Genomic DNA, 19,697 nt, shown 5'->3' on the forward strand with positions numbered 1-19,697 from the left:
GCTATCTTTAGTATAAAATTATCAATGATAATTGATTTATAGATTTACTTTTATGGAAATAATTGATTATATAGTTGTAATAATTTACTTAGTATTTATTATGGTTTTTGGGGTTTTTCTACAAAAAAAAGCTTCGACAGGAATAGAGTCTTACTTTCTCGGAAATCGGAATTTGCCTTGGTGGGTTTTGGGTGCTTCTGGTATGGCTTCTAATACTGACCTTGCAGGTACTATGATATTAACTGCTTTAGTTTATGCCTTGGGAACTAAGGGATTTTTTATTGAAATTAGGGGTGGAATAGTATTATATCTAGCCTGTTTAATGACATTTATTGGAAAGTGGAATCGTCGCGCTCAAGTAATGACTGTTGCTGAATGGATGCAGTTACGTTTTGGTATGGGTCGAGAAGGAAATATTGCCAGAATTATTAGTGCAGTTGCTAATATTATTTTTGCTATTGCTTCTATTAGCTATTTTGCCGTTGGGGGTGGCAAATTTTTAGGAATTTTTTTGGAAATTGATGATAGAGTTGCTGGAATTTTACTCATTTTATTGGCTTTGATTTATACTGCTATTAGTGGTTTTTATGGAGTAGTTTTGACAGATATTTTTCAAGGAATCTTGATTTTTGTGGCAGTTTTATATATCTGTTTTATGGCTTTTCAAACTGTAAATCTACCAGATACTTTTTCAATTTCCATTCCTGGTACAGAACAATTACAACCATGGAATTTGGCAGAATGGAGTAGTCTTACTCCACCAATAACTATTGATTTGCCAGGGGATTATAGTATTTTTAATTTGTTTGGTGGAGTGATGTTGTTTTATACTTTTAAAGTATTTCTCGAAGGTGCTGCTGGTGGAGGTGGTTATGTGGCTCAACGTTACTTTGCCGCGAAGAGCGATCGTGAGGCTGGGTTACTTTCTTTATTCTGGATTTTCTTATTATCATTTCGCTGGCCTCTAGTTACAGCTTTTGCAGTATTAGGAATAGATTATGGTCTGAAAAATCAGGTAATTTCTGACCCTGAATTAGTTTTACCTACTGTAATTGCTGAGTATATTCCGGTAGGGATTAAGGGTTTATTAATTGCCTGTTTTATTGCAGCAGCAATGTCAACTTTTGATTCTATTATTAATTCTAGTGCTGCATATTGGGTCAAGGATATTTATCAAGCTTATCTTAAACCTGAAGCTTCTAATCAACAATTAGTTAATCAAGGTCGTTTAGCATCTATTGTCATTGTTGGTTTAGGGTTAATGTTTAGTTTTAATATTACGAATATTAATGATATCTGGGGATGGTTAACTTTAGGCTTAGGAACTGGGTTGTTTATTCCTTTAGTATTGAGATGGTATTGGTGGAGATTTAATGGTTATGGGTTTGCCATTGGTACTGGAGCGGGTTTGGTTGCAGCTATTTTGACAAAAGGGGTAATTTTACCTGTGGTGAATAATTCTCAAATTCAGGAATATATTTTATTTTTGGTGCCGAGTATTTGTTCTTTTTTAGGATGTATTTTGGGGACATTTTTTACACCAGCAACTAACTTAGAAACGATTGATAATTTTTATCGGGTTACCAGACCTTTTGGCTTTTGGGAAGTAGTGAGGAAAAAATTACCAACTAATATTCAGGCAAAAATTCAGGCAGAAAATAAACGAGATATTATGGCAACTTTGATTGCTATTCCTTGGCAGTTGGTTTTATTTTTGATGGGAATGATGTTGATGATGAAGCAGTGGGATAATTTTGGTATTTTATTATTAATATTTATTTTATTGTCGATTGGATTGTATTTTACTTGGTTTAAGTATTTGGAGAAAATATAGACTTAAGCTAATATGCTTTGATTTTGAAAATAATTTAAGATAATGGATGAAAGGAACATCCGTTCTGGAAATAAATAGGGAATATACAGATGTTTTAAGCTTATATAGGGTTTCCCAAGGTCGTGAGGTACAGTTATCTTTTTGTCTTTTTATGTAAGCATTCAGCTGTCAGCTATTAGCTATCAGCTATTCAGCTATTAATGTTGGGAAAGGTAAAAGCAACCTTTGAAATTGAGTTTGAATAAAAAGTTACTTTCAAAATCTCCGGACCAAACCTGAGAAGCAATTAATAATGAATAATTGCTGATAGCTGACTGCTAATAGCTGAATGCTTACCTTTTTATTCCCTGTTCCCTGTTCCTTGTTCCCTCAAACCTAAAATTTTGTATAGCAATGAGCGCTGGTATATTTACAAATTGCAGGAGGGGCCAAATAGCTAAAATTCTTATATTATCGGCAATTTATTCCCCCTGTTGCCTGTTGCCTGTTACCTGTTGCCTGCGCACAGCGCTATACCTCACGCTTTTTGGGAATTGCTATATAGTTATTTCAGCTTAGATTGAGAAAAAGGTTTCTTGCCTTGTAAAGAATTTCAGCCGAAAAAGTGTTTTATTCTTATTTTAAATGACTATATATTCACAATTTAAATTTGCCATAACTGAACATTAAAAATTGCATCTTGATCAGATATGCTTAAAAATAGCTTATTCAGTTCATTTTATATGGTAATTTCTATCGTTTTCTCTTTTTTTTCAATATTTATTCCTCCTTCCTTCTTGCTTATTGCTTCTTCCTTCTTTATTACTTCTACTATTTGTAAAAAACGTTGATCGAATTTTTATTAGGGATAAAGTTGAGGGAAAAATAATTCCTTAATATCTATTCCCTAGTTGAAATAATTTGAGATTTTTAATACTCAAATTAGGGAAACTTTATCTACCTAAATTCGCCTCAAGTTTTGAAATTTATTTCTAAAATAGTAATACCAATTTTATGTGAAACTCCACAAAATTATCAACTTCTATAAGTTATCAACCTCGATCTAAAGTCAATTATTTATTCTTGAAACCTTAATTCTATGCAACCCAATATTAAATAAGTATCAAGTTATTTGAAAAGTGTGCCAATTACTAAGTAGGTCGGTTTAATTATCCGTAAAATAACCAGAGAAATTCAAAACTTTGAAAATTAGGTTGAAAACTGCCTTCTGGCTTCATTTTCAGACTCTTCGTTTTTTTGCGCAGCATGACAAACGGAAACGTCTATTTATGCCCACCAACTTAATTACTACAGCGCTACGCGCAAGTTAAAAGTCAAAAGTAAAAAGTCAAAAATAATCCCTGAGTGAATTTTAGCATTTATAAATGTCCGCGCCCTATTTGCGTAGTGCTATAACTTAGATTTTTTGTTTGGGAATTTTTAGTTATTTTTACATTTCTTATCAAAATCAGATTGTAAAAATACTTAATACTAATTGAGGCGAATTTTAGTTAAGCTGAAGATAACTCATTCATATATAACTCTAAATAGGTAAAAATATATGGCAACTATTTCTTCAAATCTGGAATCTAATCAAAAACGTTGGCAAACAATAGTTTGTTTAACTTTAGGTTTCTGGTTAAGTGCCTGCATAATTTTAGACGTGGTAATTATGCCTAGTATGTATGCTTCTGGCATGATGAATACATCAGATTTTACAGCAGCAGGTTCAATAATGTTTTCGTTGTTTAACCGACTTGAATTAATTTGTGCAAGCTTGGGTTTAACAGGTTTATTAGTATTAAGTGCCACACCAAATAATTTAATTAAAAATACTAAAACAGCAATTATATTTTCTATAGCATTGTTGGCGATCGCTTTAATTGATACTTACGGTTTAACTCCTCAAATGAGTGCTTTGGGTATAAATCTAAATCTGTTTGAGTCAGTTAAAGAAGTTCCTGTTACTATGAATCAAATGCACGGCGGTTACTGGTTATTAGAAGTAATTAAATTAGTTGTTGGCGGTACTTTACTTGGTTGGTGTTATCAACAAAAAAACTAATATAGCAATTCCCAAAAAGCGTGAGGTACAAAGTTCGTTTGCTTTAGGCAACAGGCAACAGGCAACAGGCAACAGGGAAGAAAGATAAAACTACCTCACTAGCCAGAGAAACGCTATAATAATGTTGTAGGTGAAGAAAGTAGGGTGGGTGAATTTTGGTTGAGATAAAATTAATCTCAATTAAGTTAATATTTGCCCACCCTTAACTGACTAACTGATAACTGAAAATGACCTCTAAAGAAACTCATGCCTTACAGTAAATTTACCTTAGAGGAAGTTCTCACTAATTTTAATCTTCAGCTGGTCGAAAACTTGGGTAAATTTAATAAATTACCAGATGTTATTCCCAGTCAATTTCTTCAAGAAGCTTTAGAATATTATCTACCATTAGCAGTGGCGATTTGCTCCGCAACGCTAGCGCGAACGCTTCGGAAAAAGCTCGTTTCCTGACGGAATGCTCCGCAAATAGAATTTATTATTGCTCCAGTATTAGCAGAAGTAAAAAAATATCTAATAATCAAATAGGCTTATTTTCTGGCATCGAATTTAATGTTAATCCAGAGCTAGAGTTAAATGGTTTTTGCGATTTTATTATTAGTATTAGTCGTTCCACATTACAAACGATAATTCAAGCACCAATAGTTACTCTTGTAGAAGCTAAGAATGATAATATTAAATCTGGCTTTGGTCAATGTATTGCCGAAATGGTTGCTGGCCAGATTTTTAATCAAAATAATAGGGAATGAAATTCGCAAAATTTATGGAGCTATTACCACGGGAACACCTTGGCAATTTTTAGAATTAGAAGCTCAAACTCTAGTATTAGATTTAGAGGAATATTCTATCAAAAACTTACCGCAAATTTTAGGAATACTAACCAGTTTTGTTAGTTAGTATTTAAGCATTCAGCTACTCCCTACTCCCTACTCCCTAAATCTAATATAACCAACCAAATAAATCTGCAACAGATAATTGCCAATCTGTTAATAAATTGAGGATGGGTAAATTATCAGAATCATATCTAACTTCTGGTTGCTGGTTAGGTTGAAAAATTAGTACAGATTCATCTTCAGAATCTATTAATCAACCCAACTGAGTACCATTATTTAGACAGAAAAGAATTTTATTAATTAATTGATTAGCACCTTGGTCTGGCGAGAGAATTTCTATTACCCAATCTGGTGCTATTTCAAATCTATTTTCGATTCTACCATTAGGTTTTCTCGGAATACGTTGCCATGCCATGCAAAAACTGAAATATCTGGAACTATGGAACCTCCGTTAAAAGTACATCTTAATTCTGGCAATGCCATTGCTAACTTTTGTGGTTCACCTGCTTGATTAATTGCTGATGATAGACAGGTTTGAATTCTACTATGCTCTCCTTGCGGCATTGGTTTTTGATAAATTTTATTGTTAATATATCCGCTTGCTGGTTTTGTTTATGGCAATTGTAAAAATTCTTCGAGAGTAATTTGTTTGGGTGAATCAACAGAGGTTAGCATAATTATTTTTACTCCATACAGTGCTTTCTCAAATATTCTAGAAAATGGGGATTTTTTCAATCTCAATTATTTTCAGATTCTTCTACTTCCTCTTCACCAGAGAATAAAAGACGAATACCCATAAATGCAAATCCAGTTGCAGCCGTAATTTTTACTATATTCGTTGGTAAAATTTCTGCTACTCCTTCCCCTACTAAAACTCCTAAAAAGCTAGTTAATAATAGAGCAGTTGCAGTACCAAAAAATACTGCCTGGGGAAATTTTGAAGACCCACCAAGGGCGATGGCTGCTAATTGACTTTTATCTCCTAATTCAGATAAAAAAACTGCGATAAAACTTAAGCTTAAAAGTTGCCAATCCATAGTAGTTAAGAAGGAATAAATTAAAAAGTAATAAATCAAGAAGAAAGAAGAATTTTTTAATCAAATACAATTCTTTGGTTTAAAATGTAGTAGAAGTTAAACTAATAAAAGCTGATATCTGACCGCTAATAGCTGTTTTTGCTGCATTCTGCAGGAAATGCTTAGGAAAAATTTTTATAAAATGCCTCTACTATTAAAGTTAAAGATATTAGTAATAAAATCATTCCTGCCGATCTTTCTATAGTTTTAGGAGAGAGGCGACTGGCTAACCATTTTCCCAACAAAACCCCTAACAAACTTGTAGTTACTAATGCGCTACCTGCACCTAAAAATACTATCCAAGGAGATTGAGATTCGGCAGTCATTAACAGAGTAGTAAGCTGAGTCTTATCGCCAATTTCTGCTAAAAATATTGTGACAAAAGTAGAAGCAAATACTTTCCATGCTCCTGTTTTTTCTACTTTCGTTTCTTGTTGTTCTGATTGAGAATTTTTGGGGGGTAAAAGTTCACCCGTTTCTGAGCTAACTTGTAAAGGTAAGCCCTCAGAAAATTCTTTTTGTTCTAAATTTATTTTAGGTTGAGGTGTATTTTCACTAAAAGATTTCACAGGCTAATTTACTAAATTACTGAGTATATGTAGATTTTTTAAATTTTATTTATTGTTTCAGATAATTATGTTATTTGTCAACCACTCTACTCTACTTATCAAAATAATTGGGTCGCCCAACCCCGTCTTTTAAGGCAAAATGTTTTTGGAGAGTTGCTCAAATTCTCCTGACAAAAACAACTTCTGACTTCTGAGTTCTGACTTCGTTATCTCTGAAAACCTGAGTTAATACCCACTGCATGATTAAAGCGCAACATTTCTAGACTACGATCGCCGTACATATCTCCAATGTGCTGCTGACAACAGTCAATGGCAAATTCATTAAGTTCTTCTGGTTCAATACCGTACAATTTTCTAAAGGTATCTGGTTGGACTCGACAAAAATGGGGCCTTTCGGGGTAAATACGGCATTCTCGCGTTAAACTATCGTAATTAATACACCATCCATCTGCTCCTACTAAACTCATATAATGCTTTAGCTCTTCTGTAGATAAATATTCTTCTAATTCTGGACGCTCTGTTGGGTCTAAGTAACAACAAGCACCACAATTTTTTACACAACACCAACTAGCCATTTTTTTTTAGCCAATAGTTATTTATTAACGGCCTTCTGATTGTAGCAGACTAAATTATTGAGTTTTGTAAAGTATCTTAAATTAAAGTAGCGATCGCTTGGTAGAATAAAAAACGGTTTTTCAGCTCAGTATATATTTGATTTATTTTTAGGGGAAATATGGGGTTTTTAACTGATTTGTTCAGCAACATTAACTTTGAAACTATTGCCCAGTTAACAATGTTGGCCATGGTTGTCATTGCTGGCCCTGTAGTTATTGTGCTACTGGCACTTCGGGGAGGCGATTTGTAAGTTATTTGCTTACTTTGGTTTGATTCAAAGGCGTTATTCAGAGGGATGATGGAGACAGATGCGATGGAGATGTAAGCTGACAGTCCAGATGCAGATGCACAAAATCATCCCAAGATGATGCTAGTTCAAAAATTAACAGTTAACAATTCATCATTAACAATTACCTCTTCTTTATTAATCAGAAGATTGATCAAAAGGAGATAAGAATGATTTTTCTTCTTAAAAGTAGAGGTCTCAAACCTGAAATTATCAATTATTCGGCGATCAGTGATCGTAATTACTTTCTCCAAATCGATAACCTTTTCGATAAACAGTATAAATGAGTGGCAACTCTCCATTTACTTCTATTTTTCGTCGCAATAAACGTACTTGTGCTGCTAAAACGTTACTGCTTGGTTTTTCTCCTTCTCCCCACAAATATTCATAGATTTGCTGATGAGTTAGAAGTTGACCGGGGTAGGTCATAAAATATGCCAGCAATTTACATTCTTTTTCTGATAAATTAATTATCTGTCCACCGCGATAAGCTACTTGATTTTCTATGTCTAGCTCTAAATTTGCTACTTGTAGATGTTGCTCAGTTGTGCTTGTTTCAATGTTTTGGGGACGACGTAATAATGCCCGAACTCTTGCTAATAACTCTCGCAACTCAAAAGGTTTAACTAAATAATCATCTGCTCCAGCATCTAATCCAGCAACGCGATCGTCTACTGTATCTTTGGCAGTAAGAAATAAAACAGGTGTATAGTCGTGGCGCGAGCGTAACTCCTGACAAATTTCCAATCCTGTTTTGTGAGGTAACATCCAATCTAAAATCAGCAAATCATAATTACCTTGACTTGCCATCTGACTACCAATTTTTCCATTATCCGCAACATCAACACTATACCCCTCTCGATTCAAAGCACGACTTAGAGGAGAAGTTAACTCCGGTTCATCATCCACTAAAAGAATTTGCATTTTGATGAATGTCAAAATAGTCAGTTAAAATTTTGAATCAAAAATAGTTTCTGATTCAACTTCCGATGCTGCTAACCATTCTTGCATATCAGCTAATGCCCAAATCGCTTCAGCATAAGCTTGTGCCACTGGTTCGAGTTTCACGTGATAAGTGGCAAAGCGAGAGACTACCGGAGCATACATAGCATCAGCAATTGTAAACTTACCAAATAGCATATCACCTTCTGCTCCAAATTTTTCGCGACACTCTCGCCACATTCTGCCGATCCTCTCAATTTCAGGTCTAACCTCCGGAATTATGCCTACCTCTGGATAACGACCTCGACAATCCATTGGCATATATTTGCGTAAATTTGGGAACCCTGCGTGCATCTCGGTACTAATTGCCCGCGCTACTGCTCGTGCTTCATGATTTTTCGGCCACAAAGAATTTGCAAATTTCTCCGCTACATACTCACAAATTGCTAGAGATTCCCATACCTTAATATCCCCGTCTAACAAAACTGGTATCAGACCAGTGGGAGAATATTTTAAAATTTCTTGGTGGGTAATAGGTGTATCCAGAGGAATTTTTATTTCAGTAAATTTCACTCCTGCTTGTTTCATCGTTAACCATGCTCGTAACGACCAAGAAGAATAATTTTTATTACCGATAACTAGAGTCAATTTACTCATCATTTTTTCAAAATTTTATAAGTACAACATACAACTAACTATTAGGCTGATATTCTTTGCTTAAGATAGTATAGTATACCACGTTAGTCTGATAATAATTAGCCTCTTTTTCGTATTTCATTCCTACTTTTTCCATTACTCGTCGGGAGGCAATATTTTCAGGTTGAGCGTTCGCGGAGCGTGGCGTCAGCTATCGCTACAATTTTCTCTAACTTCAATTCTTCAAATCCATACTTCAAACTTGCTTTTGCTGTTTCTGTTGCTAATCCTTGATGTCAATATGCAGGATTTAATAAATAACCAAGCTCAATTTCTGGAGTATTGTCGAGAAAACAAAGTCCGCAACGACCAATCATTTTATTATCTATTTTATGAACTATCACCCACATTCCAAAATTATTTTGATTCCAACTCTCGATCGTGCTTAATATTTTTGCTTCTGTTTCAGTCTTAGTGAGGATGCCTTTTCCCACATACTTCATTACCTTTGGATTATTATACAATCTGTATAATTCATCCAAATCATCAAGGATAAATTGTCTTAGTTTTAATCTTTCTGTTTCAATTTCAGTCATAATAATTAGGGTTTGCTTAAAAAGTATTTTTTAGGAGTAGGGGAGTACTAGAGTAGGGGAGAATAGAATTTATAGAGGAGATAGTCGGATCTATTTATCCCTTGATTTTTCTGCAAAAAATTCTGCCTTTTATACTAAGTTTTTGAGGATTTTCAACTGAAAACCAGGTACTTTTTTCGCTCTTTTAAAGGCTGAATATTTTATAAAAAGAGTGCTTTTATATTAGATCGGTAAGCTCTAATTAGAATTATTTGCTAGTCATTTCAGTTATCAGTACCTCTACCTGTTTGCGCAGCATGACAAAGGTCAAGTCAGAGGCTTAAAATATTGAATTTTATTTTCTCTTGGTCGATTGGATATGGCGAGGAAAGTTTGCCATTCCACCCTAGGGTTAGCTTTGAAGATCGACCGCTTTTTCATCCCCTTTCAAGGGGAAGCTTGAGACCTTATTTTTTGGTCATTAATTGTGAATATTTAGCTGATATGCTACCTTATAAAAACATTATACTGCCTACAGTTTAACTAAAAAAAATCTATGAAAAGCATCTCACCAAAAACCAGTAGAAACAAAAAGCGAAATCATAATAGTGAAACAGACTGGCAACTAATTAAAAGAATTATCGGCTATGGTCTAGGCCACAAAAAATTAGTATTTGCCTCACTGATATTATTGTTACCATTATCAATTTCTGGGGCAATTCAACCACTATTAATCGGACAGGCAATTTCTCTAATTTTAGGAGAAAAAACCTGGTCATTTCTCCAACAAATATCATTATCTCAAGGATTGAATATTTTAGGAACTATATTAATGTTGACTATTATTATACGACTAATATTTCAATCTTTACAAGGCTTTTTAGTACAAAAAGTCGGACAAAAAATTACTGCTGATATTAGAGATGACTTATTTAAACACGTTCTTTCTTTAGGAGTTAGATTTTTTGATAGTACCCCTGTGGGAAAATTAATTACTCGCCTTACCAGTGATGTTGAAGCTTTAGGAGATGTATTTTCTACAGGTGCTATTGGTATTTTGAGCGATTTATTTTCGATTTTAATAATTGCTATTGCTATGTTTAGTTTGCAATGGCAACTGGGTTTAATGCTGATATTAATGATGTTACCAGTAACAACAATTATTATCTATTTCCAGCAAAAATATAGGCAAGCTAATTACAAAGCCAGAGATGAACTTTCTGGTTTAAATGCTCAACTACAAGAAAACTTAATTGGTATAGGAGTAGTACAATTATTTCGCCGAGAAAAATTTAATTCGGAGTTATTTAGAGCTAATAATCTCGATTATGTTAAAGCAGTAGATAAAACTATTTTTTATGACTCAGCTATCTCAGGTATTTTAGAATGGATTTCTTTAGTTGCGGTCGCTGTAGTATTATTCCTGGGAGGGCAATTTGTTTTAGCAGAAAATATAGATTTTGGCACTTTATCTTCTTTCATTTTATATGCTCAACGTTTATTCGATCCTCTGCGACAATTTGCCGAAAAATTTACAGCTATTCAAGCAGGTTTAACTGCAGTGGAACGTATTATTAATCTTCTCAATGAAGAAGTTGAAATTCTAGACCCAGAAGGAGAAATTAAAAAATTACCTACTCTTCAAGTTAACAATTCTAAAATTGGTGAAATTAGATTTGAAAATGTCTGGTTTGGTTATAAACCAAATGAATATGTTCTGAAAAATCTCAACTTTACTATTAAACCAGGAGAAAAGGTTGCTTTGGTTGGACCTACTGGGGCAGGAAAAAGTTCTGTAATTCGCTTACTTTGTCGTTTATATGATGTCAATAAAGGCAGAATTTTAGTTGATGGAATTAATATTAAAGACTTACCTCAAGCAGAATTACGAAAACATATTGGCGTAATTTTACAAGATGGTTTTTTATTTGCTGGAGATGTGAAAAGTAATATTACTTTGGGAGAAGATTATTCATTAGAGGAGATTCAAACCTCAGCAAAAAATACAAATATAGATAAATTTATTGCAGAATTACCCCAAGGATATAATACTCAACTACGAGAAAGAGGAGCAAATCTTTCTGGTGGTCAAAAGCAGTTATTAGCATTTGCTCGTGCTGCTATTCGTAAACCGAGAATTTTGGTTCTTGACGAAGCAACTGCTAGTTTAGATGTTGTAACAGAAGCTTTAATTCAATCAGCATTAGAAAAACTTTTAGCAGAAAGAACAGCTATCATTATTGCTCACCGACTTTCGACTATTAGAAATGTTAACCGGGTTTTTGTGTTGAAGCGAGGAGAGTTAATTGAGTCTGGTACTCACGAAGAATTATTACAGAAAGAAGGTCTTTATGCTGGTTTGTATAAATTACAAATGTTAGGAACTTAATTAGAGAAGTTCTCAGAAAGATAGAAAAGTATCCACTCAATATGATGGGGTAGGCAATGATTAGACATAGGCGTGAAAAAGATATAGACTTTTTACACATAACAGGTAACAGGCAACAGCTCCGGAAAGCAACAGGGAATAGATTTTTAGGAAAAAGGTACGAAAAATGATTTAGGGAACTGAATTTTACAACTCTAGCTTATGTTAAATAAAGGGTAAGTTTATTTTCACCAGATGTCTATTATATAACCCATACGTCAAGGTTTTAGGTGAAAATCCGCCCCTACAATTTTTTTAACGTTTAATTAGACCTACCTACTACCTAAAACCTACGATATGCTTCAAAATCTATTACCAATTAAAATAAATGGTGCCCAATAATAAGGATGACTAAACTCACTTCCAGCAAAAGGTAATTCTTCAAAATCAAATTTTTTTTTGCCTACTTGAAAATTATAAATTCCCTCTGTTAAAGCACCTGCTAATACTAGAGGATTAATCTATGTTTTCGGAGTTAAATCCATTAAAGTTGTGGCGGTAATATTGGAGTTAACTAGATTTCAACTTTGTAGCTTTTGGGCTTGCCTGTTTGAACCATTTAGACTTGGACTTACTCATATCTACATTGGTGTAGGTTTACTGTGCCACGCACTGTTACTTTTACCCTATTTCCTTTCTTTGTGCAACAAAGCCATATAACATACTAAATTAAAACTTATTATTTAACGATTTATCTCACAGGAAGTATTTCAATTGTAATCTTAACTCCCGTTTCCTTAGTATTAGGAATATATTCAAGATTAAGTTTAGGAATACAAGCCAAGCGGTCGTCCTGCAGCACCCCCGCGCCGTTTAACGTTAAAGCATCAAGACAAGCTCCTGCTAAATTATCTAAATCAGAATTAGTACGATGTTTACCACAAAAAATGATAGAAATAGCTGCTCTTTGAATTGGTAAATTTACTTCTAAATTAAGGTCAGAAACTTGACGGTAAATTTCAACTTCTGCTTGATTTCTCCAGGCACGATATCGAGGTGGTAAATAAGTACCATTAGTCGTAACTCGTGGGCGTGCTTTTGGAACTACTTTCCCATGAAGATAAAAGTTAATAATTGTGGCATTTTCAGATTTTTCAGAGTCTGGAAGGGAGGCCGGAAAATTTTCAGCATTGCTCAATAAAGGAATAATTTGCTTAACTTCTGTCTCCACATCTTCTTCAAAACTATCCTTTGACTTAGAGGAAATAAGTGACATCTGGGGTATATTCTCCATAGCAGATAGATCCACTTTTCTGTAAGGATCTAATTGCGTCCGGAAACTAGGCCAGCTTTTAGCTATTTGCAGATAAGTTTCAGCACAACTTTCTGAGAAATGGCAATTCTTTTTGAACCAAGATTGCCATTCAGTGGGAGAAAATAAAGCTTGAGTTTCTAGTAATAATTGCCCTAAAGAATAAGCAAATGCCATAGCATTCATTGGATCGTCTTGGCATTGTTTATGTTTAAAATTTATTTCTGCTATTAAGTCTTGCCAATTAATTAACATTTTATATTAGGTGAAGAAGTTGACTATAGAGCTATTTTACCGAATAATTAAGGTTTAAAGCATAATTGTATTAAGGATAAAAAAGAAAAAATCCTGGGTAGTCCTATATATGTAGTGGTAGGTTAATATAAATGATCAATTTATGATATTAATCTCTCAAATATTGAACTTCAATCTACTTTAAATTTGAAAATTTATTTTGTAGGCGATTGCTAACGCAAAGCTCCGCTAACACTTGATATAATCAACCAGTAAGTTATAAATAACTCAACCTTAAATGTAATACAAAAAATTCTGATAATATACATTTCAAAAATATTTCATCAATATCTAATCCTATGCCAAATAATGATTTAATCTGTGCCAATTGTGGTAGTGGCAATATTGTGAAAAATGGCACAATTCATAACAAAAAATAGAAATATCAATGTCAAACCTGTCAAATACAATTTGTCCCAAATAACTCCAAAGTATACATCAACGATCAAACCAAAGAATTGATTGATAAATTATCAAAGTGAAAAAATTAGTTTAGCTGGCATTATTCCTGTAAAAGGTGTATCTGAAAAATGGCTTCACGCATTACGTTAATAGTAAGTATACAGAGGTTTATCAATCTATTAAATCTACTAAAAAAACTGGAAAACTCACTATTGAGTGTGATTAAATGTGGTCATTTGTTGGGAGCAAATATTACAAGCAATGGCTGTGGCTAGCCATTGACATAGACACCAAAGAAATTGTGGGTTTCTTTTTAGTTAGGAGAAAGACGTGAAAAAGGTGTATTAGGGTTGTGGAATTGATTGCCGGATATTTACAGGCAATGTGCAATTTGTTATACAGATTTCTGGTGAGCTTATGATTTGATTTTTTCTGATTGTAGACATAGCTCAGTGGGAAAATAAACTGGTTTAACTGCCTATATAGAAAGATTAAATAATACTTTCCACACTCCCCTACTCTCCTACTCCACTACCATTTTTTGTAATCAGGTGATTTGTATCTAATTTATAAGCTTTACCTAATTTAGCATCAAATGCCCAAGCTGCAATTTTCAACTTACCTTCTGGGAGTAATTTACCAGAAATTGTTTGTTCCCAACCTGCGTTAAGGTATGCAGGATTATTGAATAGTTGAACTAAATTTTCTCTTTGAGTTTGAGCAGACATCAAAACATCAAAAATAATCCAATCATCTTTTGATTTTGGGTTTAATACCCCGCCATCTACAGGGTGTTTATAATTGGTTGGGGTTTGAGTCCCCATCCACTTTTTCCTTCTTCCTCTCTTGGTGCGCATTCCCTTGGGTCTGTCGCCGACGCGGGGTAGCACCGCTTCTTCCTTCTTCCTCTCTTGGTGTGCATTCCCTTGGATCTGTCGCCGACGCGGGGTAGCACCGCTTCTTCCTTCTTCAACTGCTTGATTTTTATAGGTTAAAATAATTGCATCTGCAGGCTCGTTACGCTCTGGTAAAAATGCCCAACCATTAACAAAGTACCAACTATTTAAAGGTATAATTCCATCTAACGATCCGTAAGTTTGATCTGGAGATTTTTCAGCAGCGATCGCTTCGATATTATTGCTGGCAACTAAATTAGGTTTTAACATACCTAAGTAATTAAGTCCCTTGACTAAATCTTTAACATGATCATAATTTCCTAAAATATTTTCTTCAATACAAAACTTATTTTCAATGATATTAATGAATGATAAACAAGTTTTTCCTTCCATACGCAATTGATAGCTAGATTTAATTTCTTTCACGCTATAAGTAAATGATTTATAGTGTAAAATCATCAATCCAGTCATGGCGATCGCCACTGTAACTTTATAGAGCCATACTTGCGATTTTATCGGATTTATCTGACTATAAATATGGCTAAAAACTATTGGTAATAAATGTATAATAGCGATCATTAAATAAATAGAAAATGTTGTATACCTTGAAGGTAAAGCACTTTCTACTCCAAAACCAACTCTACCAACGGCAGTAATTAAAGCACTAATTATTGAGTAGAGAGCAATCATCATCCAACCAATAGTTCTCTCTAAAATATGGTAATTTTTAATATGTTTGAGTAGGTAAATAAATAAATAGCAAAATATTCCTATTTCTACTCCACCAATAAATATCGAAGAAGTAAGAGGAGATATTTCAAAACCAGAACCCAAAGGAGAACCCAAAAAGGCTAAGAAAAACTGTAAAGTTTGCTCTGGATGCCGAAATGCTGGTATAATACTAGGGCTAACTTCAGGCTTTTGATAATCATAAAAATAAATAATTATATTGCTGATAAAAACTGCTATCCAGCTTAAGAATAACCATTTTTGTTTCAGTAAATCTGATGTTGATTTTGCCGTAACTAATATTAGTACAGGTAAAATTATTATCCAAGCTATCATCCCATTAGAATAGGAAAAAGTACTAATGATGCAAAGCATCATACAAATTAAAAATTTATATCTAGTATGAAAGTGGGAGTAGACAACTGAAATTCCTGTAGTAATACAAGCGATCGGCATCAAAACTACTAATTGGATTCCCCAAAACCAGTTATCATATTGAATTGGAGAAAAAATCAGGATATTTGCCAAGAAAGCTATGAGTGAAGTTGTCAACAAATTAGCATTTACGGTTAATCGATTGAGGCGATAAATATTAACAGAAACTAGACAAGCTAAGATAAATATTACTAGCATTTCATATCTAACATCCCAGTTAGTTAAATATGCCAGTCCGAGAAATATTAGTCGTGGAAATAGTTTTCTACTTTCATTATGTTGAGCAATCAAGTCTTGCCAGGACAAGGAATTTTGGGAAATTTTTATGAATAACTGAGGCATAAGATTCCATTGGTCCCAATAAGGCATATTAACGCTGTAGGTCAGAATTAATATTCCCATTGTAACTGCTGGAAGTATGACTAAAACTATACTTATCCAATGTAAAAGTTGGAAATTATTCTTGAAGATTTTTTTGCTAATTGGGGATTTTTTTTCTGTTGTCATTATCCTCATTACGCTCTAAAGGTTTTATACCAATTTGAAAAAGGTAGTTAGATCTTAATCTTTGAAGAAGGAAGAAGGAAGGACAGAAAAAGGAAAAAGAGAATGGGGATTCAAACCCCAACCAATCGTAAACACCGCATAGACGGCGGGGTATTAAACCCAAAAGAAAAAGATAATTTTTGGCCTTAAGTATAAAATTTGATCGTTCGCAGATATTGTAAATATTTAATTTTTTTTCTCTTTTTTCATATACTTCTTTTCCTCTGCGACCTAGGGACCTTGCATGCAATGTCCCTACCTAATCCCTGCTTACTCTTCCATGAATGTAGCAATATTTTATGAACAGGACTTACGCAAAAGACGAAATTATACAGCATTTTTAGGGGTTGGCCGTTAACACCTAGGCATAAGTGGTAGTTATACGTAAGTCCTAATGAAATTAGTATTAGATTTTAGGTGGTAGATTGAAGAGAAACTTGTTGTGCAACCTTGGTTTAAAATTCGACTGAAGTATTAACCTAAAAACTATAACTAAAAACCTTCTTTAACTCTATAAAATTAATCAGCTGAGTGAAAAAAATATTTTATAAATAAAATTGAATATAAATTGTTATCCAGATACTGAAAAATTGTGTACCACAGTTTTTAGTAGACAACTTAAATCTTCTTGTTCAACCCACTGTTAAAAAATTTAACTTTCATCTGAACTTATTTTCTCAAAGCCAATTTTTTCTCTAATAATATAGTACGGTCTTTGTCTAACTTCATCGTAAATACGACCAATATATTCTCCAATAATTCCTAGAGACAGGAGTTGTATTCCCCCCATAAAAAATGTTGTAGTTAAACCATAAGCCCAAGATAAAAATTCTTGCCCTAAAACAAATTTAACGTAAAGACCAATTAATCCTATAATAAAAGAGAAAATTGCAGATACTAAGCCTAAAATAGTTGCCATTTTCAAAGGAATTGTTGAAAAAGAAAATATGCCATCAAAAGCAAGCTTAAATAACTTAGAAACTGAAACTTTAGGCTCACCTCTATATCGAGGACCACGTTCTACATAAACACCTATTTGTTTAAATCCGGCATAGGCTCTTAAACCACTTAAATATTTGTTGCGTTCTGGCATTTGTCGTAGAGTTAAGATGACTTTTCTATCCATTAATGAAAAGATACCTGCATCCATTGGAGTGATAATTCCTGACAACTTTCTTTGAATGTAATAAAAACTTTTAAATGCTAATCGTTTCAACAATTTTTCTTTACGATTTTTTCTAATAGCATAAACCACATCATATCCCTGTTGCCAAAGTCGTGAAAAACTAATAATTGCTTCTGGAGAATCTTGCAAATCTCCATCCATTAAAATAACTGCTTTTCCATCAGCATGATCTATTCCCGCAGACAAAGCAGATTGATGCCCAAAATTTCTAGAAAAGTTAATAATTTTTACTTCTAGGTGTTGCTGACTTATTTTTTTTAATAGTTCAAAGGAAGAATCTACACTACCATCATTGATAAAAATTACTTCGCTATTACCATCAAGTCGCTGTAAAACATCTAATAACTGTCGCCATAGTTCAGGGATGATTTCTTCTTCGTTGAAAATGGGAATAACTACAGAATAATCTATATTTTTCATGGTTTTTACTCACTACTCGCCCAAATCATACATATCTTATTTATAATTGTCAACTTTTAGGGAGTAGTCATTTCAGTTATCAGTTATCAGGTAAGCATTCAGCTATTAGCTGTCAGCTCTTCCTACGGAATGCTGCGCAAACAGCTTTTTAATAAATGAAGCAAGCATTTGCTTAACTTCTACAACATTTTTAAACAAAGAATTGAAGCACAAGAACAGCAAGCTTAAATTGTCCACTAAAATTAATAAAGCTGATAGCTGACTGCTGAATGCTTACAATTAACAACTGACTTTAAGGGCAAGGAAGCCAACTTTTGTAGTAAAACAATTAATAAAGCTTTTATCCTAAATTAAAAGCAATAGCTGATAGCTGATGAGTGACTGCTGAATGCTTACATTATCGCACTCTTATTTATCAATTCTTTCCCCCTACTTCCTACTCCCTACTCCCTCTTTTGTAGGAGATGTTTAATATCTGTTTATAATTCTATAATTACTTCAAAATTTCATCTCCCCTACTCCCCTACTCCCTCACTCCCTCACTCCCAACTATAATAATAAGTATTCAACCGGATTTGATATTATGACCCAGGTACTTTATAGGACAAGTTTTAGTGATTTTGATGAATTTATTAATTGGTATCCAGAACAGTCGGAATACCACTATGAATTACATAACGGAGTAGTTACTCAAATGCCTAAACCTAGAGGTCAACATTCTCAAATTGCAGGTTTTTTAATGGCTGAGTTGAGCTTGGAAATTAGGCATTCAGGGTCGCCTTACTTTATCCCTAAAGAATGTATTGTCAAAACCGACAATTTATCAGGTTATGAACCAGATGTAATTGTTGTTAGCCGAGATTTTATTCAGAATGAACCACGTTGGGAAAAAGAATCTACTTTAATTAATGGTCAGTCAATTAAATTAGTAATTGAAGTTGTCAGTAGCAATTGGAGCGATGATTATGCTCTGAAACTAGATGCTTATGAAATTATGGGCATTAAAGAATATTGGATTGTGGATTATTTAGGATTAGGAGGAAGAAAATTTATCGGTTATCCCAAACAACCAACTTTTACTGTTAATATCCTAGAAAATGGAGAGTATAAATCTACTCAATTTAAGGACAAACAGCTCATTCAGTCTTCTATTTTTCCGGAATTAAAATTGACTGTGGAGCAAATTTTTCTAGCAGAATAATGTAAGCATTCAGCCGTCAGCTATCAGCTATCAGGTATTGTTTTTAGTTTTAGATAAAAGCTTTACTAATTGAGTCAGAATTAAATCTTACTACAAAAACTGGCTAAAACAGTCTATTTTCATTAAAACCCTGTCCTTTTTCTGAGAGCTGATAGCTAATAACTGTTTGCGCAGCATTCCGTAGGAAATGCTTACAGAATAATACTAAATAGTTTTCAACTAAAATCCTTGGAAAGATTCGTCCAAGATTATCTCTATAGAACCCATTTGGTATCTCTCAACACTTAGGCGATCGCCAACTAGCAGAGAAAATGCCGTATTCGAGCAGTTTAACAGACTTTGAATCGGTTCTAATCGAACCACTACTACCTAAGAAGAAGAAGACTTGTCCAACAAAATGGAGCAACAGAGAAATCTGAGATGGTATCTTGTATCAATTAAAAAATGGTTGTAACTGGTGTGATCTACCCTGCATATTTACCACCCTATTCAACTGTATTT

Annotated in this window: 17 protein-coding genes and 2 pseudogenes; 8 read left to right on the top strand and 11 right to left on the bottom strand. The window is 33.7% G+C overall.

Annotated features, from left to right (window positions below; all coding sequences use genetic code 11):
- The first annotated feature begins 52 nt into the window (after positions 1-52).
- The 4 genes from F6K18_RS29380 to F6K18_RS36975 all read left to right on the top strand — a co-directional run bounded on the left by F6K18_RS29380 (position 53) and on the right by F6K18_RS36975 (position 4,772).
- Positions 53-1,834, top strand: coding sequence for a sodium:solute symporter (locus F6K18_RS29380; protein WP_287526134.1), 1,782 nt, complete (start codon positions 53-55; stop codon positions 1,832-1,834).
- A 1,540-nt stretch (positions 1,835-3,374) separates the two neighbouring features.
- On the top strand, positions 3,375-3,878 hold the full coding sequence (locus F6K18_RS29385; RefSeq protein WP_124144056.1) for a DUF4149 domain-containing protein: 504 nt from the start codon (positions 3,375-3,377) through the stop codon (positions 3,876-3,878).
- Positions 3,879-4,124: 246 nt separating this feature from the next.
- Positions 4,125-4,328, top strand: coding sequence for a hypothetical protein (locus F6K18_RS36970; protein WP_353735208.1), 204 nt, complete (start codon positions 4,125-4,127; stop codon positions 4,326-4,328).
- 213 nt (positions 4,329-4,541) lie between these two features.
- Positions 4,542-4,772 carry a hypothetical protein gene (locus F6K18_RS36975; RefSeq protein ID WP_353735209.1) on the top strand — a complete coding sequence of 77 codons (231 nt, stop codon included), beginning with the start codon at positions 4,542-4,544 and terminating at the stop codon, positions 4,770-4,772.
- A 42-nt stretch (positions 4,773-4,814) separates the two neighbouring features.
- On the opposite strand, the pseudogene F6K18_RS29395 reads toward F6K18_RS36975, so the two are convergent.
- The 4 genes and pseudogenes from F6K18_RS29395 to F6K18_RS29410 all read right to left on the bottom strand — a co-directional run bounded on the left by F6K18_RS29395 (position 4,815) and on the right by F6K18_RS29410 (position 6,928).
- A pseudogene (locus tag F6K18_RS29395) lies at positions 4,815-5,383 on the bottom strand (Uma2 family endonuclease).
- A gap of 62 nt (positions 5,384-5,445) precedes the next feature.
- Positions 5,446-5,745, bottom strand: a complete 300-nt coding sequence (locus F6K18_RS29400; RefSeq protein ID WP_124144055.1) for a TMEM165/GDT1 family protein — start codon at positions 5,743-5,745, stop codon at positions 5,446-5,448.
- Positions 5,746-5,906: 161 nt separating this feature from the next.
- Positions 5,907-6,353 carry a TMEM165/GDT1 family protein gene (locus F6K18_RS29405; protein ID WP_287526137.1) on the bottom strand — a complete coding sequence of 149 codons (447 nt, stop codon included), beginning with the start codon at positions 6,351-6,353 and terminating at the stop codon, positions 5,907-5,909.
- Between the two features lie 206 nt (positions 6,354-6,559).
- On the bottom strand, positions 6,560-6,928 hold the full coding sequence (locus tag F6K18_RS29410) for a YkgJ family cysteine cluster protein (protein WP_287526139.1): 369 nt from the start codon (positions 6,926-6,928) through the stop codon (positions 6,560-6,562).
- A 158-nt stretch (positions 6,929-7,086) separates the two neighbouring features.
- Between F6K18_RS29410 and psb30 the strand changes: the two genes are divergently transcribed.
- Complete coding sequence (gene psb30 / locus F6K18_RS29415) at positions 7,087-7,218, top strand: photosystem II reaction center protein Ycf12/Psb30 (protein ID WP_124144053.1); 132 nt, start codon at positions 7,087-7,089, stop codon at positions 7,216-7,218.
- A gap of 264 nt (positions 7,219-7,482) precedes the next feature.
- Here the strand turns inward: psb30 and rppA are convergent, their stop codons facing one another.
- The 3 genes from rppA to F6K18_RS29430 form a co-directional block, all read right to left on the bottom strand.
- Positions 7,483-8,178: a two-component system response regulator RppA gene (gene rppA, locus F6K18_RS29420; protein ID WP_287526142.1), complete on the bottom strand. Its 696-nt coding sequence runs from the start codon at positions 8,176-8,178 to the stop codon at positions 7,483-7,485.
- Positions 8,179-8,202: 24 nt separating this feature from the next.
- Entirely contained in the window at positions 8,203-8,856 is a 654-nt protein-coding gene (locus F6K18_RS29425; protein WP_287526145.1) for a glutathione S-transferase family protein, read from the bottom strand.
- A 272-nt stretch (positions 8,857-9,128) separates the two neighbouring features.
- Complete coding sequence (locus tag F6K18_RS29430) at positions 9,129-9,428, bottom strand: GNAT family N-acetyltransferase (RefSeq protein ID WP_287526147.1); 300 nt, start codon at positions 9,426-9,428, stop codon at positions 9,129-9,131.
- 535 nt (positions 9,429-9,963) lie between these two features.
- On the opposite strand from F6K18_RS29430, the gene F6K18_RS29435 reads away from it, so the two are divergent.
- A complete protein-coding gene (locus F6K18_RS29435; protein WP_287526148.1) occupies positions 9,964-11,796 on the top strand; it encodes an ABC transporter ATP-binding protein in 1,833 nt (610 codons plus the stop codon).
- Positions 11,797-12,526: 730 nt separating this feature from the next.
- Here F6K18_RS29435 and F6K18_RS29440 read toward each other — a convergent pair.
- Positions 12,527-13,342, bottom strand: coding sequence for a RusA family crossover junction endodeoxyribonuclease (locus F6K18_RS29440; RefSeq protein ID WP_287526150.1), 816 nt, complete (start codon positions 13,340-13,342; stop codon positions 12,527-12,529).
- 338 nt (positions 13,343-13,680) lie between these two features.
- On the opposite strand from F6K18_RS29440, the pseudogene F6K18_RS29445 reads away from it, so the two are divergent.
- Positions 13,681-14,244 (top strand): annotated as a pseudogene (locus F6K18_RS29445) (IS1 family transposase); the annotation flags it as partial.
- Positions 14,245-14,298: 54 nt separating this feature from the next.
- Here the strand turns inward: F6K18_RS29445 and F6K18_RS29450 are convergent.
- Both F6K18_RS29450 and F6K18_RS29455 read right to left on the bottom strand, forming a co-directional pair.
- Positions 14,299-16,350, bottom strand: coding sequence for a hypothetical protein (locus tag F6K18_RS29450; protein WP_287526151.1), 2,052 nt, complete (start codon positions 16,348-16,350; stop codon positions 14,299-14,301).
- A gap of 691 nt (positions 16,351-17,041) precedes the next feature.
- Positions 17,042-17,995, bottom strand: coding sequence for a glycosyltransferase family 2 protein (locus tag F6K18_RS29455; RefSeq protein ID WP_287526153.1), 954 nt, complete (start codon positions 17,993-17,995; stop codon positions 17,042-17,044).
- A gap of 583 nt (positions 17,996-18,578) precedes the next feature.
- On the opposite strand from F6K18_RS29455, the gene F6K18_RS29460 reads away from it, so the two are divergent.
- Positions 18,579-19,196, top strand: coding sequence for a Uma2 family endonuclease (locus F6K18_RS29460; RefSeq protein WP_287526155.1), 618 nt, complete (start codon positions 18,579-18,581; stop codon positions 19,194-19,196).
- A gap of 219 nt (positions 19,197-19,415) precedes the next feature.
- Here the strand turns inward: F6K18_RS29460 and F6K18_RS29465 are convergent, their stop codons facing one another.
- Positions 19,416-19,559 (bottom strand): hypothetical protein, encoded by a 144-nt coding sequence (locus F6K18_RS29465; protein WP_287526157.1) that lies wholly within the window; start codon positions 19,557-19,559, stop codon positions 19,416-19,418.
- Positions 19,560-19,697: the final 138 nt, after the last annotated feature.

It is taken from the genome of Okeania sp. SIO2C2 (assembly GCF_010692625.1).
Taxonomy (GTDB): Bacteria; Cyanobacteriota; Cyanobacteriia; order Cyanobacteriales; family Microcoleaceae; genus Okeania; species Okeania hirsuta.